Origin of the sequence: Rhodococcus sp. B7740 (assembly GCF_000954115.1) — a bacterium.
GTDB lineage: Bacteria > Actinomycetota > Actinomycetes > Mycobacteriales > Mycobacteriaceae > Rhodococcoides.
Map to the genome: position 1 here is coordinate 4,174,202 of NZ_CP010797.1, position 19,445 is coordinate 4,193,646.

Annotated in this window: 15 protein-coding genes; 10 read left to right on the top strand and 5 right to left on the bottom strand. The window is 63.0% G+C overall.

What is annotated here, in order from left to right; translation table 11 throughout:
- Positions 1–5 precede the first annotated feature (5 nt).
- From paaZ to NY08_RS19375, 4 genes are read left to right on the top strand one after another with little or no spacing between them, the layout of a single operon-like run.
- On the top strand, positions 6–2,033 hold the full coding sequence (gene paaZ / locus NY08_RS19360; protein WP_045198188.1) for a phenylacetic acid degradation bifunctional protein PaaZ: 2,028 nt from the start codon (positions 6–8) through the stop codon (positions 2,031–2,033).
- Positions 2,030–2,347 (top strand): EthD family reductase, encoded by a 318-nt coding sequence (locus NY08_RS19365; protein WP_032395418.1) that lies wholly within the window; start codon positions 2,030–2,032, stop codon positions 2,345–2,347. Before paaZ ends, NY08_RS19365 begins: the two co-directional genes overlap by 4 nt.
- A 23-nt stretch (positions 2,348–2,370) precedes the next feature.
- Positions 2,371–2,739, top strand: a complete 369-nt coding sequence (gene paaI / locus NY08_RS19370) for a hydroxyphenylacetyl-CoA thioesterase PaaI (protein WP_082074055.1) — start codon at positions 2,371–2,373, stop codon at positions 2,737–2,739.
- A gap of 30 nt (positions 2,740–2,769) precedes the next feature.
- Positions 2,770–3,882 (top strand): helix-turn-helix domain-containing protein, encoded by a 1,113-nt coding sequence (locus NY08_RS19375; RefSeq protein WP_045198190.1) that lies wholly within the window; start codon positions 2,770–2,772, stop codon positions 3,880–3,882.
- Here the strand turns inward: NY08_RS19375 and NY08_RS19380 are convergent.
- Positions 3,866–5,275: an FAD-binding oxidoreductase gene (locus tag NY08_RS19380; protein ID WP_045198193.1), complete on the bottom strand. Its 1,410-nt coding sequence runs from the start codon at positions 5,273–5,275 to the stop codon at positions 3,866–3,868. The genes NY08_RS19375 and NY08_RS19380 overlap by 17 nt on opposite strands.
- A gap of 299 nt (positions 5,276–5,574) precedes the next feature.
- Here NY08_RS19380 and NY08_RS19385 point away from each other — a divergent pair, with 299 nt between their 5' ends.
- The 4 genes from NY08_RS19385 to istB all read left to right on the top strand — a co-directional run bounded on the left by NY08_RS19385 (position 5,575) and on the right by istB (position 13,917).
- On the top strand, positions 5,575–6,876 hold the full coding sequence (locus tag NY08_RS19385) for an MFS transporter (RefSeq protein ID WP_045200791.1): 1,302 nt from the start codon (positions 5,575–5,577) through the stop codon (positions 6,874–6,876).
- Positions 6,877–7,388: 512 nt separating this feature from the next.
- Positions 7,389–11,087, top strand: a complete 3,699-nt coding sequence (locus NY08_RS19390) for a KAP family P-loop NTPase fold protein (RefSeq protein ID WP_082073884.1) — start codon at positions 7,389–7,391, stop codon at positions 11,085–11,087.
- A gap of 590 nt (positions 11,088–11,677) precedes the next feature.
- Positions 11,678–13,069, top strand: coding sequence for a Mu transposase domain-containing protein (locus tag NY08_RS19395; protein WP_045194499.1), 1,392 nt, complete (start codon positions 11,678–11,680; stop codon positions 13,067–13,069).
- On the top strand, positions 13,066–13,917 hold the full coding sequence (gene istB / locus NY08_RS19400; RefSeq protein ID WP_045194497.1) for an IS21-like element helper ATPase IstB: 852 nt from the start codon (positions 13,066–13,068) through the stop codon (positions 13,915–13,917). Before NY08_RS19395 ends, istB begins: the two co-directional genes overlap by 4 nt.
- 302 nt (positions 13,918–14,219) lie before the next feature.
- Here the strand turns inward: istB and NY08_RS19405 are convergent, their stop codons facing one another.
- The 3 genes from NY08_RS19405 to NY08_RS19415 all read right to left on the bottom strand — a co-directional run bounded on the left by NY08_RS19405 (position 14,220) and on the right by NY08_RS19415 (position 15,578).
- A complete protein-coding gene (locus NY08_RS19405; RefSeq protein ID WP_045198197.1) occupies positions 14,220–14,513 on the bottom strand; it encodes a winged helix-turn-helix transcriptional regulator in 294 nt (97 codons plus the stop codon).
- A complete protein-coding gene (locus NY08_RS19410) occupies positions 14,510–14,914 on the bottom strand; it encodes a VOC family protein (RefSeq protein ID WP_045198199.1) in 405 nt (134 codons plus the stop codon). The genes NY08_RS19405 and NY08_RS19410 overlap by 4 nt, the downstream gene beginning before the upstream one ends.
- 181 nt (positions 14,915–15,095) lie before the next feature.
- Positions 15,096–15,578: a hypothetical protein gene (locus NY08_RS19415; protein ID WP_045200793.1), complete on the bottom strand. Its 483-nt coding sequence runs from the start codon at positions 15,576–15,578 to the stop codon at positions 15,096–15,098.
- A gap of 259 nt (positions 15,579–15,837) precedes the next feature.
- Here NY08_RS19415 and NY08_RS19420 point away from each other — a divergent pair, with 259 nt between their 5' ends.
- Positions 15,838–17,091 carry an EAL domain-containing protein gene (locus NY08_RS19420; RefSeq protein ID WP_045200795.1) on the top strand — a complete coding sequence of 418 codons (1,254 nt, stop codon included), beginning with the start codon at positions 15,838–15,840 and terminating at the stop codon, positions 17,089–17,091.
- Positions 17,092–17,622: 531 nt separating this feature from the next.
- On the top strand, positions 17,623–18,261 hold the full coding sequence (locus NY08_RS19425; protein ID WP_235386971.1) for a hypothetical protein: 639 nt from the start codon (positions 17,623–17,625) through the stop codon (positions 18,259–18,261).
- Between the two features lie 12 nt (positions 18,262–18,273).
- Here the strand turns inward: NY08_RS19425 and NY08_RS19430 are convergent, their stop codons facing one another.
- Positions 18,274–19,443, bottom strand: coding sequence for a GGDEF domain-containing protein (locus NY08_RS19430; protein ID WP_032395396.1), 1,170 nt, complete (start codon positions 19,441–19,443; stop codon positions 18,274–18,276).
- Positions 19,444–19,445 lie beyond the last annotated feature (2 nt).

The following is a 19,445-nucleotide window of genomic DNA, read 5'->3' on the forward strand; positions in this document are numbered from 1 at the left end:
GCGTTGTGAGCAGACTTCTGGAAAGCTATGCCCAGGGCACGTGGTATTCCGCGACCGACGAGGGAACGCCGCTGCTGAGCGCAGTCGACGGCAGTGAGATCGCCCGGGTGTCATCCAGCGGTCTCGACGTCGCGGGCATGGTCGATTACGCCCGCACCGTCGGAGGGTCCGCGCTCGCAGCCCTGACGTTCCACGAACGCGCGGCGCTGCTCAAGCAACTGGGCCTGACGTTGCTGGCCGGGAAAGAGGAGTTCTACCAACTCTCCCGGCACACCGGAGCCACCACTCGCGATTCCGGCGTCGACATCGACGGCGGATTCGGAACCGTGCTGAGCTATGCGAGCAAGGCTCGACGCGAACTCCCCAACGAGACGGTCTACCTCGACGGCGCCATCGAGCAGCTCGGCAAGAAGGGCACCTTCCTCGGTCAGCACATCTACACCTCGCGGCGCGGTGTCGCCGTGCAGATCAACGCCTTCAACTTCCCCGTCTGGGGCTTCCTCGAAAAGCTGGCACCCGCGTTCATCGCGGGCGTGCCGTCGATCGTCAAGCCCGCCAGCCAAACTGCATACCTCACCGAGCTGGTGTTCCGGCGGATCATCGAGTCGGGGCTGCTACCCGAGGGCTCGGTACAGCTGCTGTGTGGCAGCGCCCGCGGCGTGCTCGACCATCTCGGTGGTCAGGACTCGGTGGCGTTCACCGGATCGGCCGACACCGCAGCGACCCTGCGCTCACACCCCAACGTCGTCGGTGAGGGACTGCACTTCACGGCCGAGGCGGACTCGCTGAACGCATCCATCCTGGGTTCGGATGTGACACAGAGTGATCCGGAGTTCGACCTGTTCGTCAAAGGTGTCTTCACCGAGATGACGGCCAAGGCCGGCCAGAAGTGCACTGCCATCCGCCGCGTGTTGGTGCCGCAGGACTCGGTCGAGCCCGTCATCGAGGCGCTGAAGGCCAAGCTCGACACGGTGGTCGTCGGTGACCCGCAGGACGATGGCGTCACCATGGGAGCGTTGGCCAGCATCGACCAGCGCGACGAGGTCCTCAAATCCATTCGTGGACTGACCAAGTCCGCCACTGTGGTGTTCGGCGACCCGGAGACGGTGGATCAGCGAGCGGGTGCGTTCATGGCACCGGTGTTGCTGAAGGTCGGTGACAAAGCCGCCACCGAACCGCACGAGATCGAGGCCTTCGGTCCTGTCTCGACCGTCATCGGATACGACAGCACTGCAGACGTGCTCGATCTGGTGGCCCGCGGAAAGGGTTCTCTGGTTGCATCTCTGGTGACCAAGGACGCTGCGATCGCCCGCGAGGTCGTGCTGGGCAGTGCGCCGTACCACGGCCGCATCCTGGTCCTGAACTCCGAGGACGCCAAGGAATCCACAGGCCACGGCTCGCCACTACCGGTACTGGTGCACGGCGGTCCGGGCCGAGCGGGCGGCGGTGAAGAACTCGGTGGTATCCGCGGCGTGCTGCACCACATGCAGCGCACCGCAATTCAGGGAACCCCTGACGTGCTGACGGCGGTCGGCAACAAGTGGGTCACCGGCGCGCAGCAGACCACCGGCGACGTTCATCCGTTCCGTAAGAACCTGGGCGAGCTGACACTGGGCGACACGATCATCGGTGGCCCACGACAGGTCACCCGCGCCGACATCGACCACTTTGCCGAGTTCACCGGCGACACCTTCTACGCACACACCGATCCCGAAGCAGCAGCGGCCAACCCGTTGTTCGGCGGAATCGTCGCGCACGGCTACCTGGTGGTCTCGCTGGCAGCCGGTCTGTTCGTCGACCCGGCACCGGGCCCCGTCCTGGCGAACTTCGGCGTCGACAACCTGCGCTTCCTGACGCCCGTCAAGGCCGAGGATTCATTGACGGTGACACTGACCGCCAAATTGATCACTCCGCGTCAGAGTGCCGATTACGGTGAGGTGCGTTGGGACGCAGTGGTCGTCAACCAGGACGGTGACCCGGTCGCCACGTACGATGTTCTCACTCTCGTCGCGAAGCCCGAGGCCGCATCATGAGCATGCGAGTCGCGGTCTGTTACGGAATGCCCGAGGATACTGACGCATTCGATCGTCACTACTCCGAGGTGCACGTGCCCCTCGCTCGCGCCGTCCCCGGTCTGATCGACTTCACCTGGGGCACGCTCGACTCACTCGACGATTCACCGCCGCCGTACTACGCGATCGCCAGCCTGTACTTCGCGGACGAGGCATCGCTGAAGACCGGCTTGGCCTCGCCAGAGATGAAGGCGGCAGGCAAGGATCTGCGCAACTTCGCGACCGGTGGCGTCACGATGTTCACCCAGAACGAGCGATCGGTGTTGCAGCCGTGACGGATTCGAAGATCGCTCGAGAGATGTTCGAGGTCGATGCAGCATCGCGCAAGCTCGGAATCGAGCTGATCGAGCTGTCACCCGGGCATGCCAGGATGTCGATGGTCGTCACCGAGGACATGGTCAACGGATACGCCATCACCCACGGCGGCTACGTGTTCCTGTTGGCGGACACCACGTTCGCGATGGCCTGCAACTCCCACGAGGACTCGGCCGTCGCAGCCCGCTGCGACATTCGTTACCTGCGTCCGACGAAGACCGGCGACGTCCTGGTCGCGGACGCCGTCGAGCGTGCGAGGTTCGGCCGCAACGGGCTGTACGACGTGTCGGTGTCGTGTCGAGGTGAGCTGGTCGCAGAGTTCCGAGGCGACAGTCGCACGATAGCGCGGTAACGATCGAACCCGTGGAAGTACTGTGAGTCGGTGACCACTGCGGACCTCTCGGCGCTGGCAGACGCAACCGCCGCAGCTGTGGGCGGTGCCGTGTCGGTGATGGACCCGCAGGGCTACGTGGTTGCGTACTCGTCGGTTCCAGGGCAGCCGATCGACGACGTACGGCGCGACGGCATCCTGGGCAAGCAGGTCCCGGCCCGATACATGGTGCATCACATCGATCCGGATTTCCGGCGTAGTTCGACGGTCCATGTGGTCGACGTGGCCGGAGCGCTACCGCGTCTGGCAGTTGCGGTCTCGGCGGACGGGGAGTACCTCGGCTCCATCTGGTGCATCGTGTCCACACCTCCCTCCGGTCCACCCGATCGAGGTGTGGTGACCGCATTGACGCGCGCTGCGGCTGCCGCGGCACCGCTGCTCCTCGCTCGGCTCCGTCCGACCGGACCCGGTAACCCCAGGGCCCGTGCGTTGTTGACCGATCCCGCCGTCGTCACCTCGCCGGGTAGCCCATTCGCGGTTGTGGCGGCGACGGTCGACTCGGCGCAACCCGAGGCCCTGCTCGTGCAGCTCGGGGGTCTGTTGGAGCTCACATTCGGCGGAGATGCGGATTCCGGTTTCATCGTCGACGATCACGTCGTGTTCTTCGTCGTGGCGAGGGACGACGACCGCGGTGTCGCCGAGGAGGCCGAGGAGGTCCGACGGCGGGCGGAGGTGGCATTCGGTGTACCGGTGACCTTCGCGATCGGTGGGCCGCATGCCCGGCCCGCGGTGGCGCGTGCCCACGCGCACTGGACGCTGGGAGCGATCGAGACAGGTTCATACACAACGACATTCGCGCAGAGTCGGGTGCCGGTCACCCTGAAGAGGGCGTCCGATGCGCTCTCGGACGTGCCGCTGGCGATTCCGGCCGTAGAACGAATGCTCACCTACGACGCTGCCGAAGGGACCGACTACGGCGCGACGGTGCTGGCGCTACTCGCGCACGAATCCAACGTCGCCGCAGCGTCGGCATCGCTGTATCTGCACGCCAATACCTTTCGCTATCGGCTGCGGCGGACGAGGGAACTCTTCGATCTCGATCTCGATGACCCCGATACTCGATTGCTCGTGTGGATGTCGCTGCGGCTCAGGGCCGGACGCTGAGCACCTTGCCTGGGTTGAGCAGATAATGCGGGTCCAGTAGTTCCTTGATGCCCCGCTGCAGTTCGGCTGCGACCGGGTCGAGTTCGGTTTCGAGGAGGTCCCGTTTGAGCAGCCCGACTCCGTGCTCGCCGGTGATGGTTCCGCCGAGTGAGAGAGCGAAGGCCGCGATCTCGTCGAACGCTCGGTGAGCCTTGGCCAACGATGCCGGATCGCTGGGGTCGACGATGACCGTCGGATGAATGTTTCCGTCACCGGCGTGGCCGACGACTCCGATGACGATGCCCAGCCGGTCCGCCACCCGACCCACCTCGTCGATCATCGTCGCAAGTTGTGAAATGGGTACGGACACATCGTCGACCAACTGTGAACCCAGGCGCTCCAGCGCGGGATAAGCCAGGCGACGGGCCTGGACGAGTTGTTCCGACTCGACCTCGTCCTCGGCGACTGCCACGTCGGTGGCGCCGGATTCGGTGCACAGCGCGGCGATCGCCTCGAGTTGCTGCACTGCACCGTCGCCGATGTCGGACTGCGCGATCAGCACTGCCGCCGCGTCGGTTCCGAAGTCCATCCGCGCGTAGGTGTCGATCGTGGTAATGGTGGTGCGGTCCAACAGCTCGAACAGGCTCGGGGTAATACCTGCCGCACGGATCTGTGTGACGGCTTCGCCCGCGGCAACGGTCGACGGGAAAGTCGCGGCCATGGTCAGCGGAGTAGCGCTGGGGAAGTCGAGGCCGACGGTGACCTCGGTGATTATGCCGAGGGTTCCTTCCGATCCGACGAACAGGTCCGCGAGGGAGAGGCCCGCAACACCTTTGACGGTGCGGCGACCGACGAACGTCGCTCGGCCGTCGGCAAGCACCACGCGCAATCCCCGCACGAACCGAGCTGTCACGCCGTACTTCACGCAGCACAAGCCGCCCGCATTGGTGGCAACGTTGCCCCCGATCGTCGACGCCTCCCAACTGGACGGGTCGGGCAGGTACGTCAAACCCTGTTCACGGGCAGCGTCTTTCAATTCCTTGTTCGTCACGCCGGGTTGCACGACGGCAACGCGGTCGACGACGTCCAGCTCGATGATCTCGTTCATGCGGCGAGTGTTGAGTGCGATGGCTCCATGGCTGGAGTTCGCAGCGCCCGCCAGGCCCGTCAGTGCACCCTGAGGTACCACTGGAATGCGATGTGTCGATGCAATTCTCATGATCGCCTGGACGTCGGACTCGGTGGTCGGCAGTACCGCGACGAGCGGAAGTGCGGATTCACAGAGGGCTGCCGCGTCGCGTCGATAGCTTTCGAGGATGTCCGGATCGGTCACCACCGCGTCGGAGCCGAGGGCCTGCGTGAGTTCGTCGAGGATCGGCAAGTCGAGCACGAGCCTCGACGAGGGTGCAGTCATGAGTCCGAGTATGACCCTCCGTCACTGGCGGCGTCTGCGTCGTTTCGGACCAACATCAGCGCGTTGATCGGTGGATTTCGACGAATGTGCAGGCACCCACGCTCGGCATCGTCTGTGCCACCTTGACAAACCATCGTGTCGGCGGTCACAGTGATTACCGACCGAATGGACGGTGAGTTATATCCGGTTTTCGGTCGCCGAGATTGTTCGTGTTCGATCCCTTTCACCCTGCCTCACGACACTCCGAATCGCCGCTTCAGTATCCGAGCGCCGGAGCCCGAACGAAACGAGACAAGTCGATGTCAACACAGGTCGAGACGCCCATCGGGGTGTCGCGCGAGCACCGCCGCGCCGCGATGGCCAGCATGGTCGGAACCACGGTCGAGTGGTACGACTTCTTCATCTACGCGCAGGCGGCGTCGCTGATCTTCGCCCAACTGTTCTTCGCGCCCATGGGCTCGTCCGGACAGCTCGTCGCCTACGTCACCATCGGCATCAGCTTCGTCTTCCGGCCTCTCGGGGCCATCGTTGCGGGGTACTTCGGTGACAAGATCGGTCGCAAGAAGGTCCTCATCGCGACCCTCACCCTGATGGGCGCGGCCACCGTCGGAATGGGACTGCTGCCGACCTACGCGACCATCGGCATCTGGGCCCCGATCATCCTGATCGTGCTGCGCATCCTGCAGGGATTCTCCACCGGCGGCGAGTGGGGCGGCGCGGCGCTGATGGCCGTCGAACATGCCCCGAAGGGCAAGCGCGGAATCTACGGTGCCGCAACCCAGATGGGCGTTCCGCTCGGCATGCTCATCGCGGTAGGAACGTTGGCACTGTGCACCGGTCTGCTCAGTGAAGAGCAGTTCGAGGCCTGGGGCTGGCGCATCCCGTTCCTCATCAGCTTCGTGCTGATTCTCGTGGGCTTCTACATTCGACGCCGCGTCGAGGAGACTCCGGTGTTCAAGGAGCTCGCAGAACGCAAGGAGCGCAACCACACTCCCGTTCGCGCACTGTGGCGCACCAACAAGAAGCAGGTCATGCTCGCTGCGCTGTCGTTCATCGGCACCAACGGAAACGGCTACATCATCGTCGGCGGTTTCATCGTCGCGTACTCGACGCGCGAACACGGACTCGCTCGCGTGGATGTGTTGGTGGCCAGCTTGTTCGCGGCCATCGTCTGGGGTGTATTCACTCTGCTCGGCGCACATCTGTCCGATCGCTACGCCCGGACCACCATCATGAACCTCGGCAACGCGGCAATGGTGTTGTGCGCCATTCCGTTCTTCCTTCTCGTCGATACCGGTGAGTTGCACTGGATCTACGTGGCCCTCGGGCTGTTCGCCGTCGGACTCGGGCTGTCGTACGGACCGCAGCCGGCTCTGTACGCCGAGATGTTCCCTGCTGCTGTGCGTTTCAGTGGAGCATCCATCGGCTACGCGATCGGCACGGTGCTCGGTGGAGCCTTCGTTCCGACAATCTCCGAGGCACTGTTCAAGGGAACCGGCACCTCGATGTCGATCTCGATCTACCTGATGATCCTGGCGGCGATCTCCTTCGTGGCAACGTCGCGAATCAAGAACCGTCGAGACGAGGATCTGAACGTCTGAGTTAACGACGACGACAGCCGCGAGGCCGTGATGGTCTCGGGGTTTTGTCGTTTGTTTCGCGGGGTGACTCTGGGCGGTCACCGATGTGAACCAAGTCTTCTGTGTACTGCCCGGCTGCGTCTTTACAGACCACACGGAGCCGATTTCGAGACCAGTGAGAGGGTTCTCTACCGCGCCGAGATGGGCTGGTGCGAGGGACCGTCGGACGGTGAGGTCAATGGCCTGTCCTCGGAGTGGGGCACCGGTGACAGGAAGGTTAGGGGTTCGGTTCGGCATTTGGATCATGACCGAACGCATTCTCCGGTATACCGTCGACGGTATACGTCTGCCACATACTCGACGACCTTTCAGGCCAAGGCAGGCGTCAGAAGAGAGCTGGACTGAGGCCAGAGGGCGCATGTGGTCCTGGGGCGATTGCCGTGGCCGTCCTTGAGAAATGCACAGGATCCGTATAGTGCAACTGATCTGCATCATCACTCAATCTGTAAAGACCACTGACGGAGCACACCCCAATGTCATCAGGAACGTCCGGGCACACCGGAGCGCCGAGACTGCTTCCAGATGATTTGTTGGACGACCGCGAACTTGCCGCCGCGAAGGACGACCGCCTCGCGCACGAGGGCATCGTTGACCAACTCGCGGCCCTAGCTACGACAGTAACGATGCCTTCCAATATCGCCCTGTATGGACCGTGGGGTGCTGGCAAGAGCGGAATTGCGAACCTGCTTAAGAACAAGATCGATGGGCGCAGCGGTGTTCGATGCGTACGGTTTGACGCGTTCAAATACGCGGACGTGCCACTACGTCGCAATTTCATCAGCGCTGTCGCGAGCGAACTCGGCTGCACGCAGTCCAAGTACCATGAGGATCTCTACAGTGGCAGGACCAAGACTGAGATCAAAGTCCCTCCAGCCACTATTTTCAAGCTGCTGGGTTATTTCGGGCTGCTGCTTTTCGGCCTTACGGTGATACTCGCAGTCGTGGTGGCGGCCGTTGCATTCGGTCAGAGCCGCATCGGTGCAAATGGTGACTTTGGGGTCGAGTTCAAATCGTTGTCCAAGCAGGTCGTGTTGGCCGGTCTTCTCCCGGCCACTCTGCTCGCTGCGCTGATCACGTTGGCGAGCAAGACCTTCGGTGTCGACCACAGCCTGGCGAAGCCAGATAGTGACGAGCAGTTCGAGAAGATTTTCAGAGACTTGGTCGCAGCCGCTGGAGCCAGGCGCCTTGTCGTGTTTGTGGACGAGCTCGATCGGTGTTCGGCCAGCGAGGTGGTGACCACACTGGACACCATCCGGACATTCCTGGGCATCGACCGGTGTGTCTTCATCGTGGCTGCTGACCAGAACGTGCTGGAGGGAGCGCTCACCCGAGCCGCAAAGCAGGACACCCCGGCCGACGACACCAACCCGTACTACAGCACCGGCAGCGCGTACCTGGACAAAGTCTTTCAATACCAACTGAGTCTCCCGCCGCTGCTGCCCCAGAGCGTAAGCAAGTACGCAGCCACGCTCGTGGAAAACCGCAGAGGCTTATGGTCCGAGGTCAACCGCGAGTACGTTCTCTCGGTCCTAATACCCACCCACGTAACCAGCCCCCGACGCGTCAAGCACCTACTCAATACGTTTGCGCTGACATACCGCCTTGCCCAGGAACGTCACGACGCAGATCTCCTGGCCGAGGACCCTCGCACGAACGCAGCCGCTGTCGCGCGGCTCGTCTGCCTCCGGGTGGAGTTCCCGCTCTTCGCACGGCACCTTGAAGTCGATGCAAGCCTTCCCACACTCGTGCTTGAACTGGTGCGAGACGAGGACGCACAACTGCCCGCCGGAACCTCCGACCGCGCGACCGACATCGCCAAGTCGTACGCACTTAGAAGTGCCGCCCCGAGCACCGTTCTCGTCGAGGACGAACCAGGCGTTGATGACGACGCAGCCGATGACCGCGCGACTCAGATCGGCGAGGCACACAACAAACAGCTGCTCAACTATTTGAGCCGGACCCGCCAGGTACGGGGCCCGTCCAGAGACATGGTCTACATGCAAAGCACGGGAACAGTATTCGGGCTGGACGGTGCGCTTGCGCTCGCGGTCGAGCGCGCCGCGGAAGATGTGGACGTCGACACACTGCAACAACACCTCGATGGGCTCGACGAAGCGGCGCGGGAAGGGGTCCTGCAGGTCCTGACTAACCAAATACGGACAGGTGCCGGACTCACCGGACCGAACGCCGCACGGTCTTTCCTGTTGCTCACCGAAGCCAACCCAGACCTTCCCATAGTCAGCGTGGCCGACACCGTCGCCGAAGCAATCTGCGTTCTGGAGGACGACACAACTGACTTCCTTGACGGAGAGACAGCCGCCAGTGCCTGGGTACTTACCAAGGTCGGCTCCGAGGCGAGCGCACCCGCACTGCGCCGCCGAGTCATCGCAGCGATCACGCACCCCGGCTTTACAACACCGGACTTCTTCTTCCAGGACACGGCTCTTGCACTTGACGCCGCCCCGGCGGCCGTCGCCGACTTTCTGTCCTCCCGCATTGTGTCGGAGTCCGGCCCTACAACGATCGCTCGCGTCTTCGAACTATCCGATGACGACCTCTTGAAGGTCATCACTGCAATGCACAATCGAATTTGCACACTTGTACGCGAAACTGAGCAAACCCATGCCGAATGGGTTGCAGAGCAAGAGGCGACCCCTACAGCCCCAGCGACCACGACGGTAACCGAGGAGCCCGAGCCTGAACCTTTCACCCCCAAGGCCGTGCTTAATGCGCTCGCCGACTGTGCCGGCAAGCGGGAAACGCCGCTCCAGCATGCGGTCCTGCGCCTCCTTCTGGACATCGACAACAGAGACGCTCGCGATGCCGCGGTCCGGCTGCTCGGCAAGACCGAACCCATCAGCGAACTCAAACTTGTAACCAGCATCCTCGAAGCTATCCCTAAACGGGCAGTCAGCGGCTGGACCAACTGGCTGACCGGCATTGTCCCTTCGGCAATAGTCGCCGCTCATGCCGAGCCAATGAAGAAGCTTGTGGTGGAGGCATGGGAAAATGAGAGCGACCTGAATGTCATCCGTTCCGCCCTCGACGCGCTCACGCCGCTTATTGCCAACTTGCCAGACGGCAGCACCCCAAGCCTGAATTCAGACGTGCTCGAATTTGTCGAATACCACGTCACCACCACCCAAGAAGCCAGTGAACGTCGAGACATCCTTGAGCTTGCTCGACTCTTTGCCTCGGCACGCGTCCTCGACTACGACAAGATCCTGTCCGCTGTCGCACACTCCCTGCAAGACACCCTCGCGGAGACGCTCGCACCGGTCGACACCGACGACCCTTTGTACCGGTATCTGGTTGAAAACGGCACAGAAGCAGTACGCGTGTCCGCCGACGAACTGGTGGACCACGAGGTTCGAGCGTTGCTCGAAGAAGCGACGACTAGCCCGTGGCTCGACGACCTCGGACACGTCGTCATGCCTCTCGAACTTGCCAGGGCTGCAGGCCCAACCCACGTCGACCCCACCGATTTGCCGCCAGTCCATGTCATGGCGGACATCAGCCGCCAGTACGAACAGCTCGCTGTTCACGCCGCCGCGCTTTGGTTCGAATTAACCCATCCGGGTCCCGAGGACTTTGCAGCCGTCTACGATCCCCTGCAACGAGCCAACGCCCACGGACCAGAACTCACAAACGCCGCCGGCAAGGTGCAACAAGGTTGGACAGCGGAGCAGCACCGCGCACTACTCGACAGGTACCTCGCCGAAGCTGACACCGAAGTCCCAAATGACCTGGTGCTGAAGACGCTCGGTCTCGCTAACGTGGATGATACCCAGATCGCCGAACTGCTCATTAGTCGCTTCTCAGCCGCAACGAACAACGTCCAACGGCAGGCCGTAATTGCCTTGTGGGGAAAAGCGAACATCAAGGGTGATGTGGTGCGCCGTCGACTTGTCGAGTCGATCGTCTACGGACTGCTCGACCTGAAAATCAGCAGCGGGAACGGAGGGGCGGCCGAACTCGCTCTGAACGCCCTCAGCAGTGTCGGCAAACCCCTCCCGCCGCGAATCAAAGGGGCACTGGGTGAGCGCGTCAGAAAGGCCGTGACGGGCACGAAGAGTCTGGAAGACAAGGCTCTAGTCGTGTTGCCCGCCCTTGGCTACAAAACCACGACAAAATTTTTCGGCAGTATCAAGCGCGTTCGTTACGACAGTTGACGAGGGATTGCCGTCTGAGAATTTGTGGGAAAACGGGGGGAGTAGCCAATCTCGTTTGAAACCGGCACTTTACGTGTCGACTCACTGTGATGCCCCGACAGTCGGAGGACGGTCGGTGATGGAAGTGGCTGGCTGCTGTAACACCGAAGCAGTGGGTAGTCTGATCGCAGGTTATGTAGCAAGCAGACGGGGCTGGTTGCAGAAGGCAATCCCAGAACCGTTGTTATACAGGGCTTTGCGGCAATCTCTTCAATCATCCTTCGACTGAGGTGGCATCAATCTACTTTGGTTGTGATCCTGATCAATAAAGTTGTTCTGAATCTTATGCTCCGCACCTCCGATGGCCTTCGGATTCGGGGCCGGTGTCGGCTTTCAGGCAAAACCCCGTTCCCCGACTCTTACGGGTGACGGAGTGTCGGACTGAGCGAAGGTCGACCCTTACTTGTGTGCCAGTGACGGCGCTCATCGAAATTCCCCACTAGCGCTCATCGAAATTCCCCACCCGTGTGGCACCGCCAACGAGGGCGGGTCTCCAACGAAGCTGATGGTCTCTGACCACGCACCAGCTATCCGAAGGAGACCCGCTCCTCATGCTTACACAGGAGGAAGATGTGGAAATCAACGCCTTGCACAAACGAGGCTGGAAGATCGCGGACATCGCGCGTCACACCGGCCGCGACCGCAAGACCATCAGGTCGTACCTGAACGGCACCACCACTCCCGGGGTGCGTAAACGCAGCGCACCGGACCCATTCGAGGTGTTCCTCGCCTACGTCACTGCACGTCTGATCGACGACCCACACCTGTGGGTCCGCACGCTCTGCGACGAACTCGAGGACCTCGGCTATCTGATGTCGTATCAAACGCTGCACCGCAAGATCCGCGAACTCAAACTCCGGCCGATCTGCCAAGCGTGCCTGACGGCCACCGAAAGACCCAACGCGGTCATCGAACACCCGCCAGGGGAAGAGACACAATGGGATTGGGTCGATCTACCCAACCCACCCGCCTCGTGGGGCTGGGGATCGATGGCCCACCTGTTCGTCGGAACTCTGGCGTGTTCGGGCAAATGGCGCGGCGTCCTCGCACCGAACATGACCCAACCACATGTCGTCGACGGACTCGACCGGATCTGCCGAGGCCTCGGCGGGATCAGCCGAGTCTGGCGGTTCGACCGAATGGCCACAGTCTGCCACCCCGAGTCCGGCCGGGTCACCGCCAGCTTCACCGGCGTCGCGAAACATTACGGTGTCTCCGTTGCGATCTGCCCACCGAGGCGCGGCAACCGCAAAGGTGCAGTGGAGAAGTCCAATCACACTGCAGCGCAGCGGTGGTGGCGAAATCTCTCCGACGATCTGAGCGTCGAGCAAGCCCAAGCGAGCCTCGATCGGTTCTGCAGTCTGCGCGGCGATACTCGCTTGCGGCCGACGAAGGACGGCAAAACTTCGGTAGCGACGATCGCCACCGCCGAAGGACTGCATCCGATGCCGCCGTCCGCGTATCCCGCGATCCTGTCCACTCATCGAGTCGTATCCCGGCAGGCGTTGGTGTCCTACCGCGGCAACCGCTACTCAGTGCCGCCCGAGCTCGCGTCCGCGCAGGTCACCGTCACCCACGTTCTCGGGACCGACGTCATCGACATCGTCACCACCTCGGGTATCGCCATCGCCCGGCACCGGCTGGCGGCCGATGGGACCGGGGCGATGGTCCGCGATCACGGCCACATCTACGCCCTCGAGCAAGCAGCGATGGCCGGCGCGAACACCGGACGTCCGCACCGCCGCAAGGAACGTATTCCGCCCGGACCGGACGCACTCGCCGCTGCAGAGAAGCTCCGAACAACAACCAGTGCAACATATCCCGACGCAGCGGACAGATCGGAAAACGACAGTCACGCAACCGAATCCGATACCGCAGGAGCGATTATCTACGACCTGTCGATCTATGAACGCGCCGCACACGGAAGGAACACCCTGTCATGACCGACCAGAAAGCTGCCACGAACGCCGACCGGTTACCGGCCCCGAACACCGCCGCTGCAGCCAGCCTTTACCAACGCCTGCGGGGGCATCTCGCTGTCCTGAAACTTCACGACGCCGCCGAAGCGCTGCCGTCGGTCCTCGATCAAGCAGCCGCCGAAGAACTGTCGATGACCGCGGCGTTGGACCGGTTGCTCTCGATCGAGGTCGAGGCCACCGAAGCCCGCCGACTGAACGGCAGACTCCGATTCGCGTGCCTGCCGACACCGGCATCGCTCGAGGACTTCGACTACGACGCAGCCGCTGGTGTCGACAGGAAGTTGATCGAGGAGTTGGCGACCTGCCGATACTTGGAGACAGCGACGAATGTGCTGCTCATCGGCCCGCCCGGGGTCGGCAAAACGCATCTGTCGGTCGGGCTGGCGCGTGCCGCAGCTCATGCCGGCTATCGAACGTATTTCACCACCGCAGCTGATCTCGCTGCCCGCTGTCATCGAGCCGCTCTCGAAGGAAGGTGGGCTACGACGATGCGGTTCTACGCTGGACCGACACTTCTCGTCGTTGATGAACTCGGCTACCTACCGTTGCCCGGCGAGGCAGCGTCGGCGTTGTTTCAGGTTGTCTCGCAACGGTATATGAAGACGTCGATCGTGATGACCACCAACCGTGGCGTGGGATCGTGGGGTGAAGTGCTCGGTGACAACACCGTCGCAGCAGCCATGCTCGACCGGCTTCTGCATCGATCCGTCGTGCTCAACCTCGACGGTGATTCCTACCGTCTCCGAGACCACAACGCCAGATCGGAGAAGCTCCGCAAAGCCACCACAGGAACCCGCCAACCACTACAGTGAAGTTCGCTCACGAGTGGGGAATTTCGGTGAGCGCGGTTGGGGAATTTCGCTGAGCCTCGTCACCAGAGCAACGAACTTGTTTCACGGTGTGGCTCACGCCAGCGGCCGGTCTTCTCGTAGTCCCTGTTGGCTGGCTCTTCTCGGACCTAGGCCGTCAGCGACACAAACGGGAGGTGGCCAGCCTAGTTATCTACGTTATGCCTGTCGCAGTGGTCGGCGTGTACCCGTTCGAGGATCCAAGAACGTACAGATAGAGATCACTCGGTAACGGGACCCGTGCGTTGTTCGCGTTCTCGGGGAGCTCAACTATCCTGTGGTGCAGCCTCTTTGACCCATTGCTCAAGTGCGACAATTGCGTCACGCAGGGCGAGACCTCTTTCGGTCAGCGCGTACGCCCGAGTGTTGTGCCGGAGGGGGAGACGAGTCAACACGCCTGCCGCTTCGAGTTCGCGTAGCCGGGTCGCGAGCATGTTCGTCGGAACGCCCAGTTCGCGCTGCAGATCTCCGTAGCGTTGCGGCCCATCGAGTAGCCGTTCCACGATGAGCAGCGCCCAACGAGCGCCGACTACGTCGAGGGCGTAGGCCAGGTCACTCATTCGGCCGAATCGGTATCCGGCTTCATCCAGAACGGCGAGTAGTGGTAGCCGTCCGGGTCGTCGAACTGGCGTTGGTACATGAAGGCGTAGTCATCGGTGTCTCCGATTCGTCCACCGGCAGCGCCGGCGCGCTCGGTCAACTCGTCGACTGCCTCTCGGCTACCGAGGTCGAACGAGACCGTGACCTTCGACGGGGTGTCGGGTCCGCCGATCAGCTCCTCGGTGCCGCCCACGCTCGCGTACATCTCGCGACTGCCGAGCATGACGTACTGCCCCGGTGTGATGGCGAAGCACGACACGTTGTGATCGGACATCTCGGTGTTCAGGGTCCAACCGAGCGCAGTGTAGAAGGCGGTCGCGCGTTCCACGCTCTCGACGGGGCAGGTGATGAACAGGCTCATGTCCCCGATGCTTGCAAAATGCAAGTGCGGCGTCAAGGCCCTAACACCCAGTTTTCGGCTGTGCGCGTGGAACGGCCTAGCCGAGAGCGCCATCGTTTTGCCGTTGGAGCGCTGTGGCTGCACGCTCGACCCGAACTGTGAACGGGCCGCTCGAATACTCGACACGTATGGAGTGTGCGTTTCAATCGGCTCGCTCGACGCCACTGCGTGTGAGGACCAGTCCGGTCCCCACGACGCCGATGATGGTGATCGCCAGCGCAATCGATGACCAGCCCTCGCTGTGCCAGTACACATCTTCGAGCGTGATGAGCAATGCTGCTTCGTCGACGATCAGCGCCAGGGCCACCCCGAGTACCGCTCCCATCCACGACCGTGTCCGTGGCGAACGGTCCACGAGACCGAAGACGGCGACGGCTGCCAGCAACAGAATCCCCCACAGGTAGTGGTGCAGGTGCACTCCGCCGGCGCTGATGTCGCCGACATCGCTGGTGTCGATATGTATAAGCCAGGTGACGAGCCGGGCACCGCCGAAGGTGACGGTGAATGCCAACCACGCCAGCACGATTCCGCGGCGCGCCGGGTCGATCTGTCTCCAGCGGTAGGGAAATCCGAAGCGGGCGTGCTGGGTTGTCTCGGAGTCGTCGTCAACAGGTTCGTTCGGCATCACGGTCATTGTTCCGCATCGGCGCTACCGGTCCGGTACGCGCGTTCGTGCGTCTACAGACGGTCCGCACTCGGAGTTCCACAGCGACCGGTTGCGCCGGAGGCGACCGCTCGAAGACGTGTCGTGGCAGCGCGATCGCCTCGCGCGGTATCGTCGGTTCGGTGTCGAGTCGCCGGCACTCGTATCGACCTATCCGTCTGACTTCGGATCGGTTTTGACGAAGGCCAAGGCGACCTCGCGTGGCCGGGGAGGATTTTGCATGGCAGCACATCGCGACACCGAGACCGCGCATTCACCGTCCACCTCGTTCTCGGAATCGATAGGACTGGTCGTCACCATGCAGTTCGCACCCATCCGACGACTCGACGACAACGCCCTTGCCGGAGCCGAACTCCAACTACGAGGCCCTGCCGGTTCTGCACTGGACTCCGCTGACGCGCTGCGCCGCGCCGCACACCTGATGCAACAGCGACCCCAATTCGATCTGCACAAGACCACACTTGCGAACACCGCACCTGCACGTACCCTCGCCGAACACCTGCCCCTGATCCTCACCGTCGATGCGCAATCACGCCGCGCCCTCGACGACAGCGACCGCGAACGCACATCTACGGTGCTCGAACGCGTCGTCGTCACCGTCGACGCCTCAGCCGTCCTCGCCGACCCCCACCAGGCCATGGCCGTAATAGCATCCGCGCGGACCGGCGGAAAGCTGATCGCACTCGACGGCGTCGGAGACCACCCCCACGCGACGACCCTTCTGCCGTTGATCGAGCCCGACATCGTCATCACCGCAGCGGACCTGCTCACCGAAACCGGACACGACGTCGGAACCACCACCCATGCCCTCGCCGCCTACGCCGAGCGCTCCCACGCGGTGATCGTCGCCGAAGGCGTTGACACCGAAGCCACCCGCCTGGCCGCGATCACCATCGGAGCCACGTACGGAACGGGGCAGCTGTTCCCGGCAGTCGACGACCCCGCCGAGCTCCTCGACGAGCCGGTTGTTCCTATGCCCGCCGACCCGGTCTGGACCACACCGACCACCGACTCGAGCACCCCCTACGCCATTGCCTCGGCACACGCCACCGCCCGGCGCGGAACGAAAAAGCTGTTGATTCAGATGAGCAAATCCCTCGAAGCGCACGCCGCAGCGTCCGGATCATCGATGATCGCACTCGGCACTTTTCAACGCGCACAACACTTCACACCCACCACCTCCGCTCGATGGCATCATCTCGCAGAAACCATCGGTTTCGCCGGGGTCTACGGCGTGGGCCTACCCGCCCTCGTCGACGGCAACGTTCGACATGCCCCACTCGACCCCGGCGACCCACTCGTCCAGGAATGGACCGTCATCACCCTCGGTCCACACCACGCGGCACTTCTGTCCGCACGTGACCGCCACGACAACGGCCCTGACCTCGACCGCACTTTCGACTTCGTGCAGACCTTCGACCGCGTCACCGTCACCCAAGCCGCCCGAGCGATTCTGCGGCGCTACCCGCACTGAACGACACGCATTCGCCGGCACGCGGGGCCCCATGCACGCCCGCCGGACAGCATCCTCGGTTCCAGCGAACAATGCGCACCTATGCAGATTTCAGGAACGCAGCTGCGGAGAGCACACCGCTGATCACCGCGGACATCATGACCTGGATATGTGACTATCCACAGTGACCGCAGACTTTCTGTCGGATTCGCCCAGTGATATGTCACAGAGTGACGACAAATAACAGGTCTGCAGTACGTTTTAGGCTATTTCGCTGGTCCGTAGGGTTGTTTTCTGGACACAATAGGTTTGACGATTGTTCAGGAATCAACCATGCCCTCGATTTCGCCCCAGAAGGGCGTCGAGGGATCAGCCAGGAGTGCGCCCATGACTACCCCTCTCCTCCCCGACGTGCCCTCGGCACGCACCATCGAATACGTAGACCGTCCCCGCTCGGTTTGCAGTGTGCCGACAGACAGGACGAGCCTCGTCCGGGGGCGAGGGCTGGACTCCGTTCACCGGTCGACGCCTTGCGCGGACGGAGCCCTGACATTGACAGCCGCGACGCCGTCGGGCTCCCCGGAACTGTGGTCCCGCTACGTCGAAGGAGCGTGGGAGTCGTATTCACGCCACGGTGTCACCGCGGCTCTCGACCTGGAAGAAGTGGCTTCCGGCGCAACGACAGCACTGTTCTACGTGGTGTGCGATGAGGCAGGAGAGATGCTCGGCGGCGTTCGAGCCCAGGGGCCGTACGCGATGGTAGAGCAATCCCATGTCCTCACCGAGTGGAAGGACTCGCCCGGACTGGCACCGGTTACCGACCTGCTTCGGTCTCGACTTCCCCACGGAATCGTGGAAATGAAAAGCGCGTGGGTCGATGCGGGGGCCGCAGGGCGGACGGTGTCGAATGTCCTGGCTCGAACAGCGTTGCCGACGCTCGAATTGACCGGCAGCCGGTACCTGTTCGCCAGCGCGGCCGATCACGTCCTGCGATTGTGGGAGAGTTCCGGTGGGCGGATCGACCACGGCATCCCCGCTGCCGCGTATCCGAGCGAGCAGTACCGGACCGTCATGATGTGGTGGGACCGAACTACTCTCGCACAGGCCGCGCAGCCCGAGGTGTGGCGCTCGATGGTCGACGAGGTCCGCGCACTGTGTGGGGACGATCGGCACGTCCTGTTCGTGGCATAGCGGCTCGCTACATCACTGGCGTCGACCATTTTCGTGTTGCCGACCCTGTACGGTGCCCTGCCAGCTGATCGTCAAGGTCCCCGCGTGGCAGGCGCGGTCTCGGCCGTCGGTCTTGGCTCGGTAGAGCGCGGCATCAGCGGCGCGGACGACTGCATCGAGTACTTGATCGAGACCGCCCGATTCGGTCGAAGCGAAGCTCGTCGCGGGTGACGCACCGTCATCGGACGCGGCCGGTCGCACGTCTACAGTCACCGTTCCGATACTCACGGTCACCGTGCAGTCGGACCGGACTCGGTCGAGTATCCGCCGCGTGAGCTCGTGATCCTCTCGGTGTGTGGCGAGGATCAGGAACTCTTCGCCGCCGGTCCGGGCGACCACCGCATCCGATGCGCCGACCACCGCGTGCACCGCATTCGCCAGGGTGGCGGCAACCGCGGCGAGCGTTCGGTCGCCGGCTGTGTGACCGGCCGTGTCGTTGACGGCCTTGAAGTAGTCGACGTCGACTACGAGCGCAGACAACGGTTTCCCTCGCTCGCAGGCCTCGTGCACCAGGATCCCGGCGTTCGACAGCAGTCCGCGTCGATTGACCAGACCGGTCAGCGGATCCGTGTCGGCCAGTTGTTGCAGTTTCCGGTTGACCACCGACAGTGTTCGGCGCAGGCCACCGATGAGCGCGACCGGCACCAGCACCGTGGTCACGGCGGCACCGATTGCGACCGCAGTCACTGCCCACCCGGAAGACCCCACACTGATCACCGACAGTGCCGTGGCCATCACCACCGAGACCGCGGACAGGCCGGCAGTCACACGTGGTGGTGAGCTCGATGCGGCGATGGCCGGAACGATGGCCAACATCGAGGTGACCGCACGCGTTCCTGCCGGATCCGCGATCAGGTAGGCACTGATCGCGACTCCGGTCATACCCCCGAAACCCAGGACCGCGAATTGGCGTTCGCTCAACCGCCCCACCTTGGCGGCGAAAAGCACGGTGACTGCGGTGAACGTCAGCACGGCGATGAGAACCGGAAGTGCGTTCGGCCGTAGGAATGTCGGTGACAGCAGCGCAATGGCCAACAGTGGCACCGCACCGGTGGCGCTCGCGATGACTGCGGCCGTGCGGGTGTCGAGCCGTGATCGCCAGAAGTTCGTGCGCCGACGAGGCGACTGGTCGATCACGTTCATCG

Excerpts from the sequence above, each read along its gene's own strand:
- NY08_RS19395 (WP_045194499.1), top strand. The coding sequence starts at position 11,678 with ATGCTTACACAGGAGGAAGATGTGGAAATCAACGCCTTGCACAAACGA.
- paaI (WP_082074055.1), top strand. The coding sequence starts at position 2,371 with ATGTTCGAGGTCGATGCAGCATCGCGCAAGCTCGGAATCGAGCTGATC.
- NY08_RS19380 (WP_045198193.1), bottom strand. The coding sequence starts at position 5,275 with ATGACTGCACCCTCGTCGAGGCTCGTGCTCGACTTGCCGATCCTCGAC.
- istB (WP_045194497.1), top strand. The coding sequence starts at position 13,066 with ATGACCGACCAGAAAGCTGCCACGAACGCCGACCGGTTACCGGCCCCG.
- NY08_RS19430 (WP_032395396.1), bottom strand. The coding sequence starts at position 19,443 with ATGAACGTGATCGACCAGTCGCCTCGTCGGCGCACGAACTTCTGGCGA.
- NY08_RS19420 (WP_045200795.1), top strand. The coding sequence starts at position 15,838 with ATGGCAGCACATCGCGACACCGAGACCGCGCATTCACCGTCCACCTCG.
- NY08_RS19410 (WP_045198199.1), bottom strand. The coding sequence starts at position 14,914 with ATGAGCCTGTTCATCACCTGCCCCGTCGAGAGCGTGGAACGCGCGACC.
- NY08_RS19365 (WP_032395418.1), top strand. The coding sequence starts at position 2,030 with ATGAGCATGCGAGTCGCGGTCTGTTACGGAATGCCCGAGGATACTGAC.
- NY08_RS19390 (WP_082073884.1), top strand. The coding sequence starts at position 7,389 with ATGTCATCAGGAACGTCCGGGCACACCGGAGCGCCGAGACTGCTTCCA.
- NY08_RS19405 (WP_045198197.1), bottom strand. The coding sequence starts at position 14,513 with ATGAGTGACCTGGCCTACGCCCTCGACGTAGTCGGCGCTCGTTGGGCG.
- NY08_RS19385 (WP_045200791.1), top strand. The coding sequence starts at position 5,575 with ATGTCAACACAGGTCGAGACGCCCATCGGGGTGTCGCGCGAGCACCGC.
- NY08_RS19415 (WP_045200793.1), bottom strand. The coding sequence starts at position 15,578 with ATGCCGAACGAACCTGTTGACGACGACTCCGAGACAACCCAGCACGCC.